We start from the raw sequence: 20,510 nt of genomic DNA on the forward strand, positions 1-20,510 counted from the left end.
ATCCGGGCTACGAGCTTCCGCGCGTCAGTTCTTCAGCCGGTAACCGGTCCGGAAGATCCAGGCCACGATGATCATGCAGGCGACGAGGAAGCCCACCGTCATGCCGAGGCTCAGCGCGACGCTGACATCGGCGATCTCGTAGAAGCTCCAGCGGAAGCCGGAGATCAGGTAGACCACGGGATTGAGCAGGGTGATGGTGCGCCAGCCCGAGGGCAGCATGTTCACCGAATAGAAGCTGCCGCCGAGGAAGGTCAGCGGCGTCACCACCAGCATCGGGATCATCTGCAGCTTCTCGAAGCCGTCGGCCCAGATGCCGATGATGAAGCCGAACAGGCTGAAGGTGACCGCGGTCAGCACCAGGAAGGTCAGCATCCAGACCGGATGGGCGATGTGCAGCGGCACGAACAGGCCGGCGGTCGCCATGATGATCAGGCCGAGGATGATCGACTTGGTGGCGGCGGCGCCGACATAGCCGATCACGACCTCGAAATAGGAGATCGGCGCCGACAGGATCTCGTAGATCGTGCCGACGAATTTCGGGAAGTAGATGCCGAACGAGGCGTTGGCGATGCTCTGGGTCAACACCGACAGCATCACGAGGCCCGGCACGATGAAGGTGCCGTAGCTGACGCCTTCGACCTCGGTGATGCGCGAGCCGATCGCGGCGCCGAACACCACGAAATACAGCGAGGTCGACACGACCGGCGAGACGATGCTCTGCAGCAGCGTGCGCCAGGTGCGCGCCATTTCGAACAGATAGATTGCGCGGATGGCCCGGAAGTTCATGGCGCCCTCACCAAACTAACGAAAATGTCTTCCAGCGAACTCTGTTTGGTGTCGAGGTCGGAGATGCGGATGCCGGCATTGCGGAGATCGCTGAGCAGGCTGGTGATACCGGTGCGGTCGCCCTTGGTGTCGTAATTGTAGGTCACGGCGCGGCCGTCGCCTGACAGTTCGAGATTGTAGGCGGCAAGCGCCTCGGGAAGACAATCGACCCTGTGCTGCAATTGCAGCGTCAACTGCTTCTGGCCGAGCTTCTGCATCAAGGTCGCCTTGTCCTCGATCAGGATGATCTCGCCCTTGTTGATGACGCCGATCCGGTCGGCCATCTCCTCGGCTTCCTCGATGTAATGCGTGGTCAGGATGATGGTGACGCCGGAGGCCTGCAGCGCCCGCACTACCTCCCACATGCCCTTGCGCAGCTCGACGTCGACGCCGGCTGTGGGCTCGTCGAGGAACAGCACCCGCGGCTCATGCGACAGTGCCTTCGCGATCATCACGCGGCGCTTCATGCCGCCGGACAGCGTGACGATCTTGTTGTCCTTCTTGTCCCACAGCGACAGGTCCTTCAGCACCTTCTCGATATGATCGGGGTTCTTCGGCTTGCCGAACAGGCCGCGGCTGAAGCTGACGGTGGCCCACACCGACTCGAACGCGTCGGTGTGCAGTTCCTGCGGAACCAGGCCAATCATGGATCGCGCGGCGCGATAGTCCGTGATGATGTCGTGGCCGTTGACGGTGACCTTGCCATGGCTCGGATTGGCAATGCCGCAGATGATGCTGATCAGCGTGGTCTTGCCGGCGCCGTTCGGCCCGAGCAGCGCGAAGATCTCACCGCGGTTGATGTCCAGGTTGATGTTGTTCAGCGCCTTGAAGCCGGAGCCGTAGGTTTTCGAGAGATTGGAGACGGAGATGATCGGCGACATGAATGGTCGGCTGCCGTGAGGGATGTGGTTGGTCGCGCCGATTTACGGCCCGAACGGGGCGGGAGGAGGGTCAAACCCAGATAGGAACGCGCAATCCGTTCCGCAATCGCCCCGGCGAACAGAAATTTATTCTGCGGCGTGCGCCCTGACAGGCAATTCGACCAGCGCGACCATGTAGGTCTTCAGGTCGTCAGCGACTTCCGGATCGGCCTTCAATTCGGTCAGCGTCCGCGGGCGTGGCAGTTTCTTGCCATCTTCCTGCAGGCCCTCTGCATATAGCTCCAGGGCCTCTGGCGCGTTGCGCAACGCTTCGTCGATGTCATCTCCGGCGGAGGTGCAGCCGGGGAGGTCCGGAAACCAGACGCCGATGGCGTGGTCCGGTCCAGCATCCTCAATGATGGCGACGTAATGGGCCAAGGCTTGCCTCAATCGGGTTTCCAACCCGCACCTTTATAAATGGCACGCGCGAGGCCTTTTCCCAGGCCTTGAGGGGAAGCTCGACTATCGCTTCTTCGCCGGCTTCTTGGCGGGCGCGGCCGGCGCCGGATGCGCGGGCGGTTCGGTCTCGGGCACCTTCCCGACCAACATGATCTGGAGCTGGCCGTTGACCGCTGCGTTGGGGCGCGCGGGATCGAGCAGTTGCTCCTCGCCGAGGCCAACCGACTGCAATCGCTTCGCCGAGATCTTGAACGTGTTGACGAGGATATCGCGGACCGCGTCGGCCCGGCGCTGGCTCAAGAGCGCGTTGTTCTCGCGCCGGCCGGTCGATTCGATGTGGCCGACGATCAGGAACGTGTAGGGCAGCAGCGAGGCATGGGTCAGGGCGTCGGCGATGCGCCCGATCGTTTGATAGGACGCCGGCAGGATGATCGGCGTGTCGACGTCGAACTGGATGTCGACGTCGAAGGTCGGCAGCCTGGCGAGGTCGGGTGCGATCGGCGACCGCTTCTGCGGCGGCGGCTCGTTCTTCGAACGGGATTTCGAGCGCTCGGCGACCTGCTGGCGCAGCGCTGCTACGTCGATCTCCGCCGGCGCCTCGAAGCGATTGAGCTTGGCGATGATGTCGTCGCGCGTGATCGTAGCCTGCCCATGCGCCGGCGAGAGCGATGCAGCCAGCAGCAACAGCGCGCACAGCAGGCCGGCCTCACGCAACCCTCGCGTCAGCGGGCGCATCATTGATACCCCGCGTCGGACATGGCTTGCGTGCAGTTGCGGCTGACGCCCTTGGCCGCGACGAGGCAGGGCACCGACTTGCTGGTTTCCTTGGTCGAGCCGCCGCACAGCTTGACGATCTCGCGGGTGCAGGCATTGGCGACGGTGACGCGCGCCGCGATCCGCTTCTGGATCGCATCGAAGGTCAAGAGATAGTTGGCCTTGCAGTCCGGCGTCATGACGTCCTGATTGCGCGACAGGCACTCTTTCAGGCGATTGGCATCAAGGTTGACGCCGCGGCAATTGGCGGTGATCACCGCGCCGCAGTTCTTGGCGAGCTGGGCCGCTGCATCGGCAAAGCTGATCGTCTCGGCGACCGCCAGCGACGGCGCCGTCAGCGCAACGATAAAAAGGATAACCCCTCCCCGAACCATGAGGCTATCTCAACCGATCAAAGCGCGGCTGGTCAAGGGCTTGGGTGAAGAGAAAGTCCTTGTGTCACACCCGCTCCACAAAGCTGTCGACCACCTTCTTCTCGCCGGCCTTCTCGAAGGCGATGGTGAGCTTGTTGCCGTCGATCTTCACCACATGGCCGTAGCCGAATTTCTGGTGAAACACCCGATCATCAAGCGAAAACTCCGACGTCGTGCCCGTGGATTTCGCCACCAGCTCGCCTTCGATCACCATCGGCCCGCGCTTGGCGCGGCCGAAGCCGCCCCCGCTTGAGAAGGACGACTGCCGCTCCTCGAACCCGCCGCCGCCACCGCGGGCCTGGCCGCCGCGGCGGTTGGCCTGGGCGCGCTGCCAGCCCGGCGTCGAATAGCTCGAGCCGAACGATTCGAGGTTGTCGAAGCGCGACGCGCCATAGCCGCCGCTGCCGCCCCAGCCGGAGCCGCCCTTTGATTCCGTGATTTCGACATTGTGCGCCGGCAATTCGTCGAGGAAGCGCGAGGGGATCGTGGTCGACCAGGTGCCATGGATCCGGCGATTGGTCGCGAAATAGATCTTGGCGCGGCGGCGGGCGCGGGTCAGCCCGACATGGGCGAGGCGGCGTTCCTCCTCGAGCCCGGCGCGGCCCTGTTCGTCGAGCGTGCGCTGGCTCGGGAATAGGCCTTCTTCCCAGCCGGGCAGGAACACATTGTCGAACTCGAGGCCCTTGGCCGAATGCAGGGTCATCAGCGACACCGCCTCGCCGCCGGTGTCGCCGTCGCGGTCCATCACCAGCGAGATGTGCTCCAGGAAACCTTGCAGGTTCTCGAACTCCTCCATCGAGCGAACGAGTTCCTTCAGGTTCTCCAGCCGTCCCGCGGCATCCGCCGAGCGGTCCTTCTGCCACATCTCGGTATAGCCGCTCTCGTCGAGCACGATCTCGGCAAGCTCGGTATGCGCCGTCACCTCGGACTGCGCGCGCCAGCGGTCGAACTGCATCACGAGGTCGCGCAAGCTGCCGCGCGCCTTCGGCTTCAGCTCGTCGGTCTCGACCACGGCGCGTGCCGCCTCGAACAGCGGAATGCGCCGCTTGCGGGCATGGTCGTGCAGCATCTGCACGGTGGCGTCGCCGAGCCCGCGCTTCGGCACGTTGACGATGCGCTCGAAGGCGAGATCGTCGGCCGACGAATTGATCGTACGCAGATAAGCCAGTGCGTCGCGGATTTCGGCGCGCTCATAGAAGCGCGGGCCGCCGATCACGCGATAGGGCAGGCCGAGCGTGACGAAGCGGTCTTCGAACTCACGCATCTGGAACGAGGCGCGGACGAGGATCGCAACGTCGTTGAGGTTTTCGCTGCCGCGCTGCAACTCCTCGATCTCCTCGCCGATCGCGCGCGCTTCCTCTTCCGAATCCCAGGAGCCGGTGACGGTGACCTTCTCGCCGTCGACATCCTCGGTGCGCAGGGTCTTGCCGAGCCGGCCTTCATTATGCGCGATGAGATGCGAGGCGGCGGCGAGGATGTGGCCGGTGGAGCGGTAATTGCGCTCGAGCCGGATCACCTTGGCGCCGGGAAAATCGTGCTCGAAGCGCAGGATGTTGTCGACCTCGGCGCCGCGCCAGCCGTAGATCGACTGGTCGTCGTCGCCGACGCAGCAGATGTTCTTCGTCGGCGAAGCCGGAGGCGGCAGAGCGGGCTGTGCGACCGGTTCGGCGGCCTCAGCGCTCGCGTCATCGATCGGTCCCGGGATGACGGCGGAGAGCGGCACGCCTGGCCGCGACGGCGCCTGCGACAGCAGCCTGAGCCACAGATACTGCGCAACGTTGGTGTCCTGATATTCGTCGACCAGGATGAACTTGAAGCGGCCCTGGTACTGCCTGAGCACATCGGGGTTCTCGCGGAACAGCCTGATGTTCTCGAGCAGCAGGTCGCCGAAATCGGCGGCGTTGAGGATCTTCAGCCGCTCCTGATAGGTCGCGTAGATCTTGCCGCCCTTGCCGTTGCCGAACGAGGCGGCCTCGCCCGACGGCACCTGCGACGGCGTCAGGCCGCGATTCTTCCAGCTGTCGATCAGGCCGGCCAGCATCCGCGCCGGCCAGCGCTTGTCGTCGATGTTCTCCGCCTGCAGGAGCTGCTTCAGGAGTCGCACCTGGTCGTCGACATCGAGCACCGTGAAATTGGATTTCAGCTGCACCAGCTCGGCATGCATGCGCAGGATGCGGCCGCCGATCGAATGGAAGGTGCCGAGCCACGGCATGCCCTCGACCGCCTGGCCGAGCATCTGGCCGAGACGCAGCTTCATCTCGCGCGCCGCCTTGTTGGTGAAGGTCACCGACAGGATCTCGTGTGGCCGCGCACGGCCCTGGCTCAGGATATGCGCGATGCGCGTGGTCAACACCCGCGTCTTGCCGGTGCCGGCGCCGGCCAGCACCAGCACCGGGCCGTCGAGCGTCTCGACCGCCTCGCGCTGCTCGGGATTGAGCCCGCTGAGATATTGCGGCCCGCCCGCCGCCGCCCGCGCACGCGCGGCGATGCCGCCAGCCACCGGCTGGTGCTCGGGAACGCCGTGATGGGGCTGTTTGCTCGGTTCGGTCATGCGCGAATCGTCTGAGGTCCCACGATGGCACTGCGGGACGATGAAGGGGAGCCTTCTTAGCAGGGATTGAAGGCCATATAGGGCCTGATCGGCCGTTTTGACAGGTTTTATCGGACGATCCCGACAGGTCCCTGTCGGCGCCTCATCGGCGGTTTGGTTCCTGATTCAAGCAAAAATTTCCCGGATTCTCGGCCAGGAGCCCCGTTTCCGCGAAGGATCGTTTCCGCGGGCATTGCGCGGAGATCGGCCCGCGCGACAAGCGGGTCTAGGTGAGAAAATGAACCGACGTGGTTACGGCGACGGCGGTGCCTCACCTCTCCCGATGGGAGAGGTGACGAGCTCGCGGCGAGACCTTCTCAAACAGGATCTGATGTGAATTTACTTTGAGGGCATCGCCACGCTGCGGCCGATTCCCTCGGGCCGCGGCACCCCCGCGTAGCTGGCTGCGATCGCCTGGGTGCGGGCGCGGATGTCAGGCGGGAATGGCGCAACCTTGCGCGCCTGCATGTCGACATGAAGCGTGATGTTCTCCGAGGTCGCCGAGAGCCAGCCTTCGGTGGCGTGGCGCAGCTCCTCGAATGTGTGCAGCCGCTTTTCGTCGGCGCCGAGCAGGTAGACCGAGACCTGCACGGGATCGCCGAGGTGGATTTCCTGCAAATAGCGCACGTGGCATTCGGCCGTGAAGGTCGAGCAGTGCCGCTCCTTCATGTAGGCCGGCCCGATGCCGAGCTGCAGCCACATCTCGTCGATGGCGCGGTCGAACATCACGTTGTAATAGGCCATGTTGAGATGGCCGTTGTAGTCGATCCATTGCGGATCGATCTGCATGACCGAGGACAGGAACGGGGCAGGTGGAAGCGGCATCTCGCTTGCGGCAGTCACTGAAGTCATTATCCATCCCTGTTTGGTCAACGTGGCCAGCGTGACCCGAACGACCGGTGCCCAGTTTTTCGGATCATGCTGCTTGACCCCTTATATAACCTTTGCCACGGTCGGCTAAAGCCGGGAGGAAATTTGACGTGGCGACAACGATTTCGAGCAATGTGACGCGGCCTGAACCGCAGGCGCTGAAGAGCGCGATCGACGCCCTGGCGGCGCGGTTCGGCAACAGGCTCGTGACGTCGCAAGCCGTACGCGAGCAGCATGCCCATACCACCACGTGGCTGCCGACCCAGCCGCCGGATGCCGTGGTGATGGCGCTGGAAACCGCCGACATCCAGGACGTGGTGCGGATCTGCGCACAATACCGCGTGCCGGTGATCGCCTTCGGCACCGGAACCTCGCTGGAGGGCCAGGTCAACGCGCCGGCGGGCGGCGTCTGCATCGACCTGCGCGACATGAACAAGGTGCTGGAGGTCCATGCCGAGGACCTCGACTGCGTGATCCAGCCCGGCGTGACGCGGAAAGCGCTCAACGAGCATCTGCGCGACCAGGGCCTGTTCTTCCCGATCGATCCGGGCGCCGATGCCTCGCTCGGCGGCATGACCTCGACCCGCGCCTCCGGCACCAACGCGGTGCGCTACGGCACCATGCGCGAGAACGTGCTGGCGTTGAAGGTGGTGCGCGGCGACGGCGAGATCATCACAACAGGCACGCGCGCCAAGAAATCCTCGGCGGGCTACGACCTGACGCACCTGTTCGTCGGCGCCGAGGGCACGCTCGGCATCATCTCCGAGCTCACCATCCGTCTGCGCGGCATTCCGGAGATGATCGCAGCCGCCGCCTGTTCGTTCGAGACCGTGCGTGGCGCCTGCCAGGCGACGATTCTCGCGATCCAGACCGGCATCCCGGTCGCGCGGATCGAGCTGTTGAACGCCGAACAGGTGAAGGCTTGCAACAACTATTCAAAACTGTCGTTGCCGGAGACGCCGCTCCTGCTGCTCGAATTCCATGGCAGCGAGGTCGAGGTCGCCGAGCAGTCGAAGAACTTCAAGGAGATCGCGGCCGAGTGCGGTGGCGGCGACTTTACCTGGACCACCAAGCCGGAGGATCGCACCAAGCTGTGGCAGGCCCGGCATGATGCCTATTGGTCGGTGAAGGCGCTGCGGCCCGGCGCCGGTGTGGTTGCGACCGACGTCTGCGTGCCGATCTCGCGGCTTGCCGATTGCGTCACCGAGACCGAGGACGATCTGAAGCGGCTCGGCCTGCTGTCGCCGATCGTCGGCCATGTCGGCGACGGCAACTTCCATTGCTCGCTGGTCTGCGACGTCGAGAACAAGGACGAGATGGCGCGCGGCGAGGAGTTCATGCATCGCCTGGTCGAGCGCGCCCAAGCGATGGGCGGCACCTGCACCGGCGAGCATGGCATCGGCCAGGGCAAGCAGAAATATCTCAAGGCCGAGCTCGGCCCCGAGGCGCTCGACGCGATGCGGGCGCTGAAGGCCGCGCTCGATCCGCAGAATATCTTCAACCCCGGAAAGATCGTCCCGGCCGCCTGAGGCGTCGTCACGCACGCCGGGTTCGTGACCGGCCGCGCGCCGCGGTCGCGTGGAACTTTTCCGTCCGCCCGGCGTCTCTCTTAAGCCGTAGTGTGATGCCGCAATGCGTGCGGCGCGCCAAGGGAGAGAGCCGTGTTCGGACGGGCAATCGGAATTGCAGTCATTGTCCTCGCGATGGTGCTGTCGGGCGACGCGATCGCCCGCGGCGGCGGTGGCGGTCACGGCGGCGGCCATGGTGGAGGTCATGGCGGAGGTCATGGTGGCGGCCATGGATTCGGCGGTGGGCATGGCGGTGGCCATGGACATGGCGGGCATGGCTTCGGCCACATGCATTTCGGCGGCGGACATCACGGTGGGTTCGGCCGTTCGCACGCGTTCCGGCAATCAGGCTTCGCCGGCCATCGCGCCTTCGCATCGCGCGGGGCCGCGCATTTTGGCCAGATGCGAAATGCCGCGCTCGGATCCGGCAATATGCGCAATGCGTTCAACTCGCTGTCGCGCACCGGCGCGCTGCGCAACGGCCGGCTGTTGAGCAATCCGGCGGCGCGCGCGCAGATCGCCGCGGCTGCGGCGCTCGCGGGCTGGCAGGGCGGGGTCGCCGCAAACGGCTGGTGGGCGCATCCCGGCGGCGGTTACGGCTGGGTCGGCCCGTTGTTCTGGCCGTTCGCCTACAACGACATCTATGACTACGCGATCTGGGGCGACGACATCGGGTTCTGGGGCTACGGCTATCCGGACATCTATGCCGGCATCTTCGGACCTTATGGCTATGATGATCTCAGGGGCTATCTGCCCGATCGGCGGCCGAGCCGCCGCTATCGCAGCGGCGGACGGATCGAGCAGATGTGCGGCAATGACAGCCGGTCGATTGCCGGCCTGCCGGTCGATCAGATTGCCGATACGGTGCAGCCGACGGAGGCGCAGTTGGCGGCGCTCGGCGAACTCGGCAACGCCTCGCTCGCGGCCGCGCGGACCATACAGGCCGCATGTCCTGCGCAAGTGGTGTTGACTGCGCCGAACCGCCTCGCCGCCATGCAGCAGCGGATCGAGTCGATGGTCACGGCCGTTGGAATCGTGAAGCCGCCGATGGAGAAATTCTACGGCCTGCTCGACGACGAGCAGAAGGCGCGGCTCAACGCGCTCGCCGAGAACCAGCGCAAGGAAGCCGCAGCGCGCGATCCCAGGGCGGCGGTTGCCCAGAACTGCGGCGCTGCGCAGGGGGCCGCGCAGGAATGGCCGACGAGCGAGATCCAGGCGCGCATGCAGCTCAACGACACCCAGCGCGCGGCGCTTCAGGTGCTCCAGGACACCAGCTCCGACGCAGCCGAGAAACTGAAAGCCGCGTGCCAGACCAACGAGGTGATGACCCCGCCCGCGCGTCTTGGCTTCGTCACCAAGCGGCTCGACGTCATGCTGCAGGCGGTCAAGGACGTCCGCGCCGCGCTTGAGGATTTCTACGCCACGCTCAGTGACGAGCAAAAGGCGCAGTTCGAGGCGATAGGGCCGAAACGATCTGCTTAATCCATCAACCTGCCATCAATTTCGCGTGCGGATCGGCCGGTTCAGTGTGGCCGCCGCGCCATAGTTTGCATCTCGCTCCGCGTGGAGCGGACTCTGCGGTTCACAGGTTGTGCCAAGGCCGGCTATGCTCGCCGCACTTTCAGGGTACGGCGATGTGGTGGTTCAGCAAGGCCAAGCGCAAGGAGGTCTGGGACGATCCCGTCGAGGGGCAGCTCGGCGACATCGAGGCCGCGCAGAAGATCCGCGCGATCTGCCGCACGGCGGCCGACAGTGCCGAAAGGATCGGAGCTCCCGACGGCCGCTCGACGAAGCATCAAGGCGAGCGCGAGCGCTATGAGCGCGCCGCGCGGGCCGCGATGGAGATCGCGATGAAGGTGTCCGACGAGTTGGTCCGCGACTCCGCGGTGCGCGAGATCGTCAGCCTCTGCATGAAGGCCAACAACATGAAGACAGCGCGAACCCTATTCCGCGCCATTCAAGCCTCTTCGATCAAGGCGGAAGTCCTCAAGGAATATCCGACGTTGCAGGGCGAGCTGCCGTGATAGCTTCGATCAGCTCTGCCCGCCGAGCGCGCGCACCGCTTCGTCGACGCTGCGGAAGACGTGGTTCCTCGGCAGCATGTCATAGAGATCGAAGCGTTCGAACGCCTCCTGTGCGCGGGTCGATTCGAGCCGCGCGACGGCGACCGTCACGCCGGCGTCGCGGCATTCCCGGAACAGGTCGAGCAGGGCCTGGGCAGCGGTGAAGTCGATCTCGACCACGCCGCTGGCCTCGATGACCAAGAGCCGCGGCCGCGGTGTCGACGCATTGATCACCTTGAGCACGTCGCCGTGGAAATTCGCGGCGTTGAGGAACGACAGCGGCGCCTGCTGGCCGACCACGACAATTCCGGTGCTGTGTTCGCCGCCGACACGCCGGCCGGTCGGCCACCAGATCGTGGTGCCGGGCACATGGACGAACTCGACCAGCCGTCCCCGTGTCGTGGTCCAGATGCCGTGCAGGAGCGACAGCGCGATGCCGACGGCGACGCCTTGCTCAATTGGCAGCACGATGATCGCAGCCGCTGTCGCCACCACCAGCAGGAATTCGCCGAACGACTGCCGGAAGATTTTCACGATCTGCTTGACGCGGATGATGCGCAGCGCGACGAACAGCAACACGCCGCCGAGTGCCGCATCCGGCACATGGCGCAGCAGCGTCGCTCCGAAGGCGAGCAGCGCCAGAACGATGGTCGCGGCGAACAGCCCGGCCAGTTGCGTGCGACCACCCGTCTCCGACACGATGCCGGTGCGCGGCGGGCTGGCATTGACCGGAAACGCGCCGAACAGGCCGGACAGGATGCTGCCGGCGCCGGCGCCGAGGAAATCGCGATCGACGTCGGCCGGCTTGTCGGGATCGGACAGGAAGGAGCGCGTCGTTGCCGCGGTCTGCACCATGACGACGATCGCGATCAAGAGCGCCAGCGACGCCAGCTTCACCCAGCGCTCCGGCGCGACGTCCGGCAGCGTGGGCGTCGGCAGCGTCCCGGGCACCGTGCCGACGACATTGACGCCCTTGCTTTCGAGGTGACCGACGATGACAGCGATGGTGGCGGCGACGAGGCCGATCAGCGCGCCGGGAATCCGCGCGCTGATTGTCTCCGATCCGGCGACGACCGCGAGCACGCCAAGCCCGATGACGAGCGTGTAGGGGTTGGTCCGGCCAAGCTCCTGGGCGAGAACGCCGACCTTGTAGAGCGTCGGGCCGTTCGGCGACGCGAGGCCGAGCACGCCGGGCAGCTGCGAGACCAGGATGTGCACGGAGATGCCGGCGAGGAAGCCGACCGTGACCGGCGTCGACAACAGGTTGGCGATCCAGCCGAGCTTGAACAGGCTGCCGGTGATCATGATCGCGCCGACCATCAGTGCCAGAGCCATCGCGAAGGCCTGGTAGTCGGGCGAGCCTGACGTCGCCATCAGCGCGAGCCCGCCGGCGAAGATCGGCGTGATGGTGGAATCGGCGCCGCAGGACAGATAGCGGTTGGCGCCGAACATCGCGAAGCCGAGCGATCCGGCGATGAAGGCGAAGAAGCCGATCTGCGGCGGGAAGCCGCCGAGCCGCGAGGTCGCCATCTGCTCGGGGATCGCGATCGCTGCCAGCGTGAGCCCCGCGATCAGGTCGCCGGGCAGGTCGCTCGGCCGGAACGCGGCGAGCGAACGGAAGACCGGCCACCGTGCGGCTGTCGCGTGATCCTGGGCCATCAATTCCTGCTCTCCGCTCGCGGCTGCAACGAAGTCATACGGAAATATTCCGCCAACGCGCGATCAAAAGCCAGCGGAGTTGTTCGATGTGCACGGAGGAGGAAGCTATCGGGCGTGCGCCTCGGTGATCGCCTTGCGGATCTGAGCCAGCGGGGCGGCGTCGTCGAAGGCGAGGTTGTCGCCCTGCGCCTTCAATCCAAGGTCGCGCCACAGCGCGGCGAGATCCGGCGTCACCGGCTTCGGCCCCATCTCGTCGTGCAGGCTCCTCAGCACGTCGACGCCTGTGGCCTTGTCGGCGGCAGCCAGCACGCGCTCGATCGACCAGTCCTTCTCGTGATTTCCGCCGGCGGCGATGACGCCGCGCATCGCGTCCTGCAATCCGAGCCGGTTGCCGGTGCGCTTGCGGATCTCGATATCCGCGAGCAGGCCGAACAGCGCGCCGCCCCAGTACTTCCGGCCCCAGGTGTTGGTGTTGTCGAGCCCCTGGTCGCCGGCCTGCGGCAAGCCCTTGGGCATGTCGCGCATCATCGCCTGCCAGATCTCCTGCGCGGTGAGGTCGCCGGCCTCGACCCGCGCGATCGGCTCGATGTAGACGGCGAGCCCCTCGGAGAGCCAGCCGTAGCGGTCGTCGAGATCGGGCAGCGCGAGATGCACCATCTCGTGCACCATCACCCAGTCGCGCTTCAGCGCATCCTCGTCGGACTCACGTCCGATCAGCACGCGGATCGCGGCGCCGCGATAGCCCCAGGTGGTGCCGCCGCGGACGCGTTGGCCGTCCACCGGCACGAGCAGCAAGCGGAGTGAATCGACCGGAAACCGCCCGTAATAGGTCGACACCGCCTTGGCCGACTTCCTCACCCAGTCGAGGATCCTGTCCCTCGGCAAACTGATCTCGCCCGGCGCGAACGCCACATGGATGGTGCAGCCGGCAATGTCGAGGTCGGTCTTCGGCAGCCTGTCGAAGGCGTCGTAGGGCATGCGGTCGCCGCGCATGAATTCGGACTGCGCATCAACGCGGCAGAAGGCGATGCCGATGAGGATGGCTGCGACAAGCATCGCCGCGGCAATCAGGCGATATGTCGAGATGCTCCTCACGACGACACGCCGCGCCCGGCGGCATCGTGATCGCCCAGGAACACCTGCGCCTGCTCGTGGAGATCCTCGAGCAGCGCCGCCAGCAGGACCTCGCCCTTGGCGCGCGTCGCCAGTGTCGGATCGCCGTAGCTGCCGGAGCGGCTGTAGTTCGGCGAGCGCGGGTCGGTCGGCGTCAGGCGACCGCTCACCTCATGCGTGAGGGCAGGGCTTGCTTCCGCGCGCGCCATGTCGACGAGATCGGGCGCGATCGCCAGCATCAGGGAGGTCTCGATTTCGTCGGCGTGGCTGCCATGGCTCTGCTCGCGGAGCGCCTCCGCGGCACGGCCGTAGCGTGGGCCGTGGTAGAGCCGCAGGTGACAGACCGCGTTGCCATCGAGCCGGGACAGCGCCCGTTCGGCCGGCGCCAGCGTGCTGATGCCGGTGTCGAGCACGAACAGCGCCCGGCAGCCGCTGCCGAGAATCCCGGCGGCGATCTCGTGGATGACAGCCTCGAAGGTCGCGCAGGACAGGCTGGCGCTGCCGGCATAGTCGACGAAGGCGGGATAGTAGCCGTAGGTGACGGTCGGCCAGATCAGCGCATCGATCCGCTCGGCGAGCCGTGCGGCGAACCACTCGGCCTGCACGCGATCGGCATTGAGCGGCAGATGGAAGCCGTGCTGCTTCGCGGCGGCGCCGATCGGCAGGATGGCCGGGCTGTCAGCCGCAATTCGCCGCGCGACCTCGTCCCAGGTGAGATACTCGATGAAATGGTTGATGGTGTCGGCACCCATGCCGCGGGCCCTTTATTCGCGCAGCGACGCTGCCGTCAGGAGTCCCGCGGTGATCCAGCCATGCAGGTAGCCGGCGCCGCGCGCGGCCGCGCCGTCGGGATCGTCATAGGTCGCCAGCATCTCGCAGAGCACGCCGAACGGAATGCGATCAGCGGCCTCGTCCCACATCATGGCTTCCTCGCTCGACAGCTCGCGGAACATCGGCGTTGTGTCTTGCCGCCAGATCAGGAGGCGCGACGGCTCCTCCAGCGTCGCAGCGTCCGGCGGCGTGTCCTCGTTCTTCAGCGCCATCCAGATCGCAGCGGCGTTGGTCGACACGTCGATCCGGCGTGCGCTCGGATGCGGTGCGAACACCAGGTCGTTCCACTGCTCCGGCGCAAACGCCGCCATCGCGTCCAGCGCCAGCACCTCGCCCTCGGCGGCGTCGAAGGCGTCGTTGAGCGCCTTCTCCAGGGCGGCGAGATCGGACAGCACCGGATGCTCGCTGTAGGGCGCCGCCGCTTTCAGGAAGTCGGGCAGCCCTTGCGAGAACCAGCGCAGGTTCGGATGCTCCGACGGTCGCGCCCGGACATAGGCGTGGCCCATTTCGTCGAACATCTCGTCGCCGAGATAACGATGCAGCAGCTCGTGGTCCTTGCGCATCGACTCGACCAGGCGCGAGCCGTAGGCGTAGCGATAGACGCCGAACAGCGCCACGCGCGTCTCCCTGGGGCTGTCGAGGATTTCACTCAGGATCGTGTCGTCGTCGGCGAGGATGCCGCGCTGGAAATCGCTCTGCTGGCGCGCGAAGTCGCTCATCGCGGAGGCTGCCCCTCGGGCAGCACCTTGTCGGCGATCTCGCGGGTCCTGTTGACCTCGACCAGCAGCTCATCCAGCGGCGGGATGTTGTCGTCGCGCTCGATCATGGTCGAGATGCGGCCGAAGCGCTTCAAGGCCGCGACGTAGAGCTCCCAGACGTCCTCGCACACCGGATGATCATGGGTGTCGATGATGTGCGTGCCCATGTGGCTGTGGCCGGCCATGTGGAATTGCACGACGCGATCGGCGGGAATGCCGTTAAGGAACGTCAGCGGGTCATAGCCGTGATTGAAGGCGCTGACATAGACGTTGTTGACGTCGAACAACAGCCAGCAGCCGGAGCGGCGCGACAGTTCGGCGAGGAACTCCCATTCCGTCATCTGGGAATTGCTGAACTGCACATAGGTCGAGACGTTCTCGAGCACGATGGCGCGGCCGAGGAAGTCCTGCACGAGCTGCACGCGGCTGACGACGTGGTCGAGCGCTTCCTCGGTGTAGGGGATCGGCAGCAGATCGTGCAGGTTCTTGCCGTGTACGCCGGTCCAGCACAGATGATCGGAGACCCATTGCGGCTGCACGCGCTGCGCCAGCTGCTTCAGGCCCTGCAGATAGTCGAAGTTCGGCGGCGCGGTGGAGGCGATCGACAGCGACACGCCGTGCATCACCACGGGATAGCGCGCGCAGATCCGGTCGAGGATGCGCAGCGGCTGGCCGCCGGGCAGCATGTAGTTCTCGCTGATCACCTCGAACCAGTCGATCGGCGGATTGCCGTTGAGGATATCGTCGTAGTGCTGCGCGCGCAGGCCGAGGCCGAAGCCGAGGAAACGCGGCTTGACCGATTGCATCGGCCGCTCCGCATGCGCCGTCGATTGGTCAGGCAATCGGCTTGCGACGTTCATGGCGTCTCCGCGCAGATGGGGTCGCGCTCCAGGCGAAACCCGTGGCTTGCAAACTATCATGGAAGCGAGGCCCGGCCTACACCGGGCCCCGTTGCGGATCTGGTCCGATCAGCCCGCCTTGAACTTGCCCTTGGCCGCCGCGCACTGCTCCTTGGTCATTTCGGAGAAGCCCTGACCCTTGCAGGCGTTCTGGCCCTTGCAGGCATGGTTGCCGCCCTTGCAGGCGCTCTGGCCCTTGCAGGCGTTGGCGCCGACGCATTTGCCTTCGCTCGCGGCGTAGGACGGCGTCGACACGACGGCGCCAGCCAGGAACAGCGTGGCTGCAGCGGCGGCAATTGCGGCTCCGGACTTGGTCATAACCTTCATCTGCGTCTCCTTGTGGAAGAATGTCGAAGGTGCGCCGCCCGCAAGCCGCGACAGTCCCGGCCCAAAAGGCTGCACCCAGCGATAGCTACGCGCGCGCTACCGCATTGGTTACGCGACCGGCAAATTTTTTTTGCTCCACTCGGGAATAAGGAAGGCCCGGCGGCGCCGCCGGGCCCCTCGTTGCATCAATCCGGTACGCTCAGCCCTTGACGAACTTGCCGCCCGCGGCGCCGCACTGCTTCTCCGAGGCCATCGAGAAGCCGGTGCCCTTGCAGGCGAGCCGGCCCGCTCAGGTCGATTCCTTCGGGTGGCCCGAGCGGTTCACCAGCAGCCTGTCCAGCGAGGCGGCGCCGGGACCTGCGATCGCGAGCCACATGAAGGCGGCAAAATAGGTCGCCTCCTCGAAGCCGAGCAGCGTCTCCAGCGAGTCGATGTCGCCCCACTTGGCCGACCTGATCGCCACGATCATCACCACCGCCAGCATCGCGGCGGGGATCCGGGTGAACAGGCCGAGGATCAGCATCGCGCCGCCAAAACATTCGACCGAGGCGACGAAGGGCGTGAGCAGTTTCGGGAACGGAATGCCCCAGCCGGCGAAGTTCTCGGTGACCTGGGCGAGGTTGTTGAGCTTGCCCCAGCCCGCCAGCATGAAGGTGTAGCCGACGATGAGGCGCATGATCAGCGGGCCTGCCCAGGAGAAATAGGAGGCGATCCGCGCCGGCAGCAAAATCAGCAGGTTGACGATGGCTTTCATGGCAAACCCCTCTCGAATATGTCGCCACGCGGCCTGCGCCGGCGTCCAAAACGAACGCGCGCCAAAGGGCCAAGCCTGAGGCTACGGCCGCGTCATGGCAGGAGTTTCGCTGCGGCCGGCCCGCTTGTTACGGGGCCTTAGCCGATATTTTGCAGGGCCGGGAAGGTTTCCAGCAGCCAGACGCTGACGCTGGACACGGCGCCGGTCAGGAACCCGATGCCGGTGATGACCATTAGCACGCCCATCGCGCGCTCGACCGTGTCGAGATGCTGCTTCATCCGCGCGAACAGCGAGGAGAACTGCTTGATCATGAAGGCGGCCAGCAGGAAGGGAATGCCGAGGCCTGCGGAATAGACCGCGAGCAGGGCGGCGCCCTTGGTCACGGTGGCCTCGGCGGCCGCGATCGAGAGGATCGCGGCGAGGATCGGGCCGATGCACGGCGTCCAGCCGAACGCGAAGGCAAGGCCCATGACATAGGCGCCCCACAGCCCGACCGGCTTCGGCGCGGTCAGCCGTCCCTCGCGCATCAACAGGCCGATCCGGGTCACGCCGAGGAAGTGCAGGCCCATGATGATGATGACGATGCCGGCGAGGATCGAGAGCTCGGCCGACCAGGCCCGCACCAGCCCTCCGATAATGGACGCGCTGGCGCCGAGCGCGACGAACACGGTGGAGAAGCCGAGCACGAACATCAGCGCCGCTGATATCACCGCGCGCTTGGAGGCCGGGCTCGCCCCGTCCTGGTTGACCTGCTCGATGGTCGCGCCGGTCAGGTAGATCAGGTAGGGCGGCACCAGCGGCAGCACGCAGGGCGACAGGAAACTGACAAGTCCGGCGATCATGGCGGCCGGGATAGAGACGTCGTGCATCAATGAGCCTTCGAGAGCGTATCGTCCTGTCTTGGCGTCTACGCGGCAAACAATCCAGAAGTTTCGTCGTCTGCCGGGTCAACTATGGTCACAGGGCCGTGTTCGGAGTGCCGCGCCGCGGGGCGCGGGCGAAACAATCCCCGATGTGTTCCGTATTGCGGTAAAGGAACCGCTGACACGGACCTGATTCATGCGCATTGGCATCCGCAGCGCCATCTCCGCCCTGGTGCTGACCTCGATCGTGATCAGCGCGGTCGGGGTGCACCTGTTGTGGTGGCGCACCGCACAAAAGGTGAGCCAGACGCTGGCCAATACCATCAACGACCAGATCGTCTCCGCCGTCGGCGACGAGTTGCAGTCGATTACGACCGAAGCGCGCTCCGCGATGACCGCGGTGCGGACGCTGCTGACCGAGAAGGTGCTGGACGCGCATGATGCGCGGAAGCGGGAGTTCGTCTTCCTGTCGCAGCTGCAATCGCAGCCGACCATCTCATGGGTCGCCTTCGGCTGGCCGGAGGGTTCGTTCTTCGCCGGCCACAAGCTCGGCGAATCCGGCGTCGAGATGCTCTCGATCACGCCGGACCGCAAGCTCAAGGTCGACCAGTACGACTATGCCGGCAACGAGCTCAAGCTCAGGACCAGCAAGGTCGAGGACAGCAAATACCTCGTCACCGACCAGCAATGGTTCCGCGACGCGATCGGCGCCGATGACGAGCATTGGTCGATCCTGACGGTCCATCCGCGCGGCGAACGGCTGGCTGCGATGCTGGCGGCCCCAATCGATATCGATGGCAAGCGCGAAGGCGTCCTCGCCATCATCATCGAGCTGACCCGGGTCTCCAACTTCCTGTCGCAGCTCACGGTCGGCAAATCCGCCGGCGCCTTCCTGCTCGATCGCGATGGCGGCGTGGTGGCGGCGCCCGATCCGAACGCCGACGAGCTGAACGCGTTGAAGACCGATCACCCGCTGTTTCCGGTTGCGGTCGACGCCATCAGGCAGGTCGGCAAGGCCTACGATCCCGGCGACAGCGAGGCCTTCCGCTCGCAGTTGACGCGCGACGGGCGGGCCTATCAGGCGGTGCTGACGCCGATCTCGTTCCCTGGCTGGTCGCTGGTGACGGTGGTGCCGGAATCCGAGTTCCTCGGGCCGGTGCAGATGACGATCCGCAACCTGGTGATCGGGCTCGCGGTGTTGATCGTCGCCGCCGGGCTGTTGTCGGCCTGGCTCGCGCAGCGCCTAATCGCGGCGCCCCTGATCAAGGTGGTCGGCGAGATCAGGCATGTCGAGCGCTTCGACCTCGACAAGGTCGAGCGGCATCCGTCCCGGCTGACCGAGATCGAAAACCTCTCGGGCGCGATCGGCGACATGGCGCAGGGCCTCGCCGCGTTCCGCAAATATATTCCCGCAGATCTGGTCCGGCGGCTGGTCAGCGACGGTAACGCGGCGCAGCTCGGCGGCGCGGTGCGGCCGATGAGCGTGATGTTCATCGACCTCGCGGGCTTCACCGGCATGTCGGAGCGGCTTGGCGATCGCATCATCCCGCTGCTGTCGCGCTATTTCGACGCCGTCTCGGGCGAGATCCAGAAGGAGGGCGGCACCATCGACAAGTTCATCGGCGATGCCGTGATGGCATTCTGGGGCGCGCCGTCGGCCAATCCTGAGCACGCCACCGATTGCTGTCGCGCGGCGCTCGCCTGCCAGCGCGCGGTCGCGGAGGCCCACCTGATCGACGACAAGGGCGAGGCCGTCAGGATCCGCATCGGCATCAATTCCGGCGACATGCTGGTCGGCAATATCGGTTCCGAGGTGCGGCTGAACTACACGGTGATCGGCGATGCCGTGAACATCGCAAGCCGCCTCGAGGGCACCAACAAGACCTACGGATCGACCATCATCATCGGCCCCGAGACGCGGCGCCTCGCGGGCGACCGCATCGTGGCCCGCGAGCTCGATCGTCTTGCGGTCTATGGCCGCGCCGGCGGCCTCGAGATCTACGAGCTGCTCGGAATGGCCGACGCGAGCGCCGGCACGCCCGATTGGGCGACGTCCTACGAGGCGGGACTTGCGGCCTGGCGCGCCGCCGAGTTCACCGCCGCGATCGCCGCGTTCGAGAAGACGTTGGAGCTCCGCGGCGAAGATGCCGCGTCAACGCTGATGATCGCGCGCTGCAAGCACCAGCTCGCGAATCCCACGGATGAAGATTGGGACGGCACCACGGTGGCGCGAACGAAATAGCGGGATCGGGCCAGACTTGTTGCGTCGTCGTTGCGGAGCGTTGGGCCGCAACGATGGAGTGGACGCTTGATTCACATTTCAAACAGCGATGAGGTATGTGCCCGCGTTCTCGCGACGTGAATCGTCCGAGGTTTGCCATTCGTTTCGCCACTCCGAAGACCAGAGGGCGCAGGGAAAGCCGGGTGCCGATCGCACCCATGGGTCCCGAGCAAAGGAAAGCTCGGGAGGTAGGACCACAGGTGAAACCGGAGTCACACCGGCTTTCCCTGCGCGATGGTCTTACGGCTTCTTTCGTGCTCTCCCCGGCGAGACCGGGCTTGTTTGTCACCGTCTTCGCAGGACGTTTCGCCTCTTGCGAGGAGACACCTGCCACTGGGGCGTCAGGACCACACGACTTCACCGTCCGCTTCACGCGCGCTCGTCAGCCGCACGATCAACGTCCACCGCATCTCACCGCAACACTCGTGACGATCGCGAAGCGCCCCTCAATCGGGTGAGACGGGCGGATTCATACATCGATTTTCACTTCCGAAAAACGGAAATATTTTGTCCGAGAAGGCTTGACAGGTTTTTGCTGATTTGCCCGTCGAGGCTGGGCAAGTTGTGGTGATCATCCGACAGGGCTGGGGCCGAAGCGCCTGA

At 65.6% G+C, this 20,510-nt stretch carries 19 protein-coding genes; 4 read left to right on the top strand and 15 right to left on the bottom strand.

Going from position 1 to position 20,510, the window contains the following annotated elements:
* Positions 1 to 24: 24 nt before the first annotated feature.
* The 7 genes from ACFFWD_RS39410 to ACFFWD_RS39440 form a co-directional block, all read right to left on the bottom strand.
* Positions 25 to 786: an ABC transporter permease gene (locus ACFFWD_RS39410; protein ID WP_376974783.1), complete on the bottom strand. Its 762-nt coding sequence runs from the start codon at positions 784 to 786 to the stop codon at positions 25 to 27.
* Positions 783 to 1,706: an ABC transporter ATP-binding protein gene (locus tag ACFFWD_RS39415; RefSeq protein ID WP_376974784.1), complete on the bottom strand. Its 924-nt coding sequence runs from the start codon at positions 1,704 to 1,706 to the stop codon at positions 783 to 785. The genes ACFFWD_RS39410 and ACFFWD_RS39415 overlap by 4 nt, the downstream gene beginning before the upstream one ends.
* Before the next feature lie 126 nt (positions 1,707 to 1,832).
* On the bottom strand, positions 1,833 to 2,123 hold the full coding sequence (locus ACFFWD_RS39420; protein ID WP_376974785.1) for a type II toxin-antitoxin system HicB family antitoxin: 291 nt from the start codon (positions 2,121 to 2,123) through the stop codon (positions 1,833 to 1,835).
* An 84-nt stretch (positions 2,124 to 2,207) separates the two neighbouring features.
* Positions 2,208 to 2,882: an OmpA family protein gene (locus tag ACFFWD_RS39425; RefSeq protein WP_376974786.1), complete on the bottom strand. Its 675-nt coding sequence runs from the start codon at positions 2,880 to 2,882 to the stop codon at positions 2,208 to 2,210.
* Entirely contained in the window at positions 2,879 to 3,292 is a 414-nt protein-coding gene (locus tag ACFFWD_RS39430; protein WP_376974787.1) for a hypothetical protein, read from the bottom strand. Before ACFFWD_RS39430 ends, ACFFWD_RS39425 begins: the two co-directional genes overlap by 4 nt.
* 64 nt (positions 3,293 to 3,356) lie before the next feature.
* Positions 3,357 to 5,882 (bottom strand): ATP-dependent helicase, encoded by a 2,526-nt coding sequence (locus ACFFWD_RS39435; protein WP_376974788.1) that lies wholly within the window; start codon positions 5,880 to 5,882, stop codon positions 3,357 to 3,359.
* A gap of 378 nt (positions 5,883 to 6,260) precedes the next feature.
* A complete protein-coding gene (locus tag ACFFWD_RS39440) occupies positions 6,261 to 6,746 on the bottom strand; it encodes a thioesterase family protein (RefSeq protein ID WP_376974802.1) in 486 nt (161 codons plus the stop codon).
* Between the two features lie 155 nt (positions 6,747 to 6,901).
* Between ACFFWD_RS39440 and ACFFWD_RS39445 the strand changes: the two genes are divergently transcribed.
* The 3 genes from ACFFWD_RS39445 to ACFFWD_RS39455 all read left to right on the top strand — a co-directional run bounded on the left by ACFFWD_RS39445 (position 6,902) and on the right by ACFFWD_RS39455 (position 10,383).
* Positions 6,902 to 8,320, top strand: a complete 1,419-nt coding sequence (locus tag ACFFWD_RS39445; RefSeq protein WP_376974789.1) for an FAD-binding oxidoreductase — start codon at positions 6,902 to 6,904, stop codon at positions 8,318 to 8,320.
* Positions 8,321 to 8,452: 132 nt separating this feature from the next.
* Positions 8,453 to 9,841, top strand: a complete 1,389-nt coding sequence (locus ACFFWD_RS39450) for a Spy/CpxP family protein refolding chaperone (protein WP_376974790.1) — start codon at positions 8,453 to 8,455, stop codon at positions 9,839 to 9,841.
* A gap of 152 nt (positions 9,842 to 9,993) precedes the next feature.
* Complete coding sequence (locus ACFFWD_RS39455; RefSeq protein WP_376974791.1) at positions 9,994 to 10,383, top strand: hypothetical protein; 390 nt, start codon at positions 9,994 to 9,996, stop codon at positions 10,381 to 10,383.
* A 9-nt stretch (positions 10,384 to 10,392) separates the two neighbouring features.
* On the opposite strand, the gene ACFFWD_RS39460 is transcribed toward ACFFWD_RS39455, so the two are convergent.
* The 8 genes from ACFFWD_RS39460 to ACFFWD_RS39495 all read right to left on the bottom strand — a co-directional run bounded on the left by ACFFWD_RS39460 (position 10,393) and on the right by ACFFWD_RS39495 (position 17,632).
* Positions 10,393 to 12,081 carry a SulP family inorganic anion transporter gene (locus ACFFWD_RS39460; RefSeq protein WP_376974792.1) on the bottom strand — a complete coding sequence of 563 codons (1,689 nt, stop codon included), beginning with the start codon at positions 12,079 to 12,081 and terminating at the stop codon, positions 10,393 to 10,395.
* Between the two features lie 105 nt (positions 12,082 to 12,186).
* Positions 12,187 to 13,176, bottom strand: coding sequence for a hypothetical protein (locus ACFFWD_RS39465; protein WP_376974793.1), 990 nt, complete (start codon positions 13,174 to 13,176; stop codon positions 12,187 to 12,189).
* Positions 13,173 to 13,946 (bottom strand): creatininase family protein, encoded by a 774-nt coding sequence (locus ACFFWD_RS39470; RefSeq protein ID WP_376974794.1) that lies wholly within the window; start codon positions 13,944 to 13,946, stop codon positions 13,173 to 13,175. The genes ACFFWD_RS39465 and ACFFWD_RS39470 overlap by 4 nt, the downstream gene beginning before the upstream one ends.
* Positions 13,947 to 13,958: 12 nt before the next feature.
* The gene (locus ACFFWD_RS39475; protein WP_376974795.1) at positions 13,959 to 14,744 is read right to left on the bottom strand and encodes an HvfC/BufC family peptide modification chaperone; all 786 of its coding nucleotides are present in this window, start codon (positions 14,742 to 14,744) and stop codon (positions 13,959 to 13,961) included.
* Positions 14,741 to 15,589, bottom strand: a complete 849-nt coding sequence (gene bufB, locus ACFFWD_RS39480; RefSeq protein ID WP_376974803.1) for an MNIO family bufferin maturase — start codon at positions 15,587 to 15,589, stop codon at positions 14,741 to 14,743. The genes ACFFWD_RS39475 and bufB overlap by 4 nt, the downstream gene beginning before the upstream one ends.
* Positions 15,590 to 15,751: 162 nt before the next feature.
* The gene (gene bufA2 / locus ACFFWD_RS39485; RefSeq protein ID WP_376974796.1) at positions 15,752 to 16,009 is read right to left on the bottom strand and encodes a BufA2 family periplasmic bufferin-type metallophore; all 258 of its coding nucleotides are present in this window, start codon (positions 16,007 to 16,009) and stop codon (positions 15,752 to 15,754) included.
* Positions 16,010 to 16,298: 289 nt separating this feature from the next.
* Complete coding sequence (locus ACFFWD_RS39490; RefSeq protein WP_376974797.1) at positions 16,299 to 16,763, bottom strand: DoxX family protein; 465 nt, start codon at positions 16,761 to 16,763, stop codon at positions 16,299 to 16,301.
* A 137-nt stretch (positions 16,764 to 16,900) separates the two neighbouring features.
* Positions 16,901 to 17,632 carry a cytochrome c biogenesis CcdA family protein gene (locus ACFFWD_RS39495; protein ID WP_376974798.1) on the bottom strand — a complete coding sequence of 244 codons (732 nt, stop codon included), beginning with the start codon at positions 17,630 to 17,632 and terminating at the stop codon, positions 16,901 to 16,903.
* A 190-nt stretch (positions 17,633 to 17,822) separates the two neighbouring features.
* Here ACFFWD_RS39495 and ACFFWD_RS39500 point away from each other — a divergent pair, with 190 nt between their 5' ends.
* Positions 17,823 to 19,868, top strand: a complete 2,046-nt coding sequence (locus ACFFWD_RS39500) for an adenylate/guanylate cyclase domain-containing protein (protein WP_376974799.1) — start codon at positions 17,823 to 17,825, stop codon at positions 19,866 to 19,868.
* The last annotated feature ends 642 nt before the right edge of the window (positions 19,869 to 20,510 follow it).

It is taken from the genome of Bradyrhizobium erythrophlei, assembly GCF_042430365.1.
GTDB lineage: Bacteria > Pseudomonadota > Alphaproteobacteria > Rhizobiales > Xanthobacteraceae > Bradyrhizobium > Bradyrhizobium erythrophlei.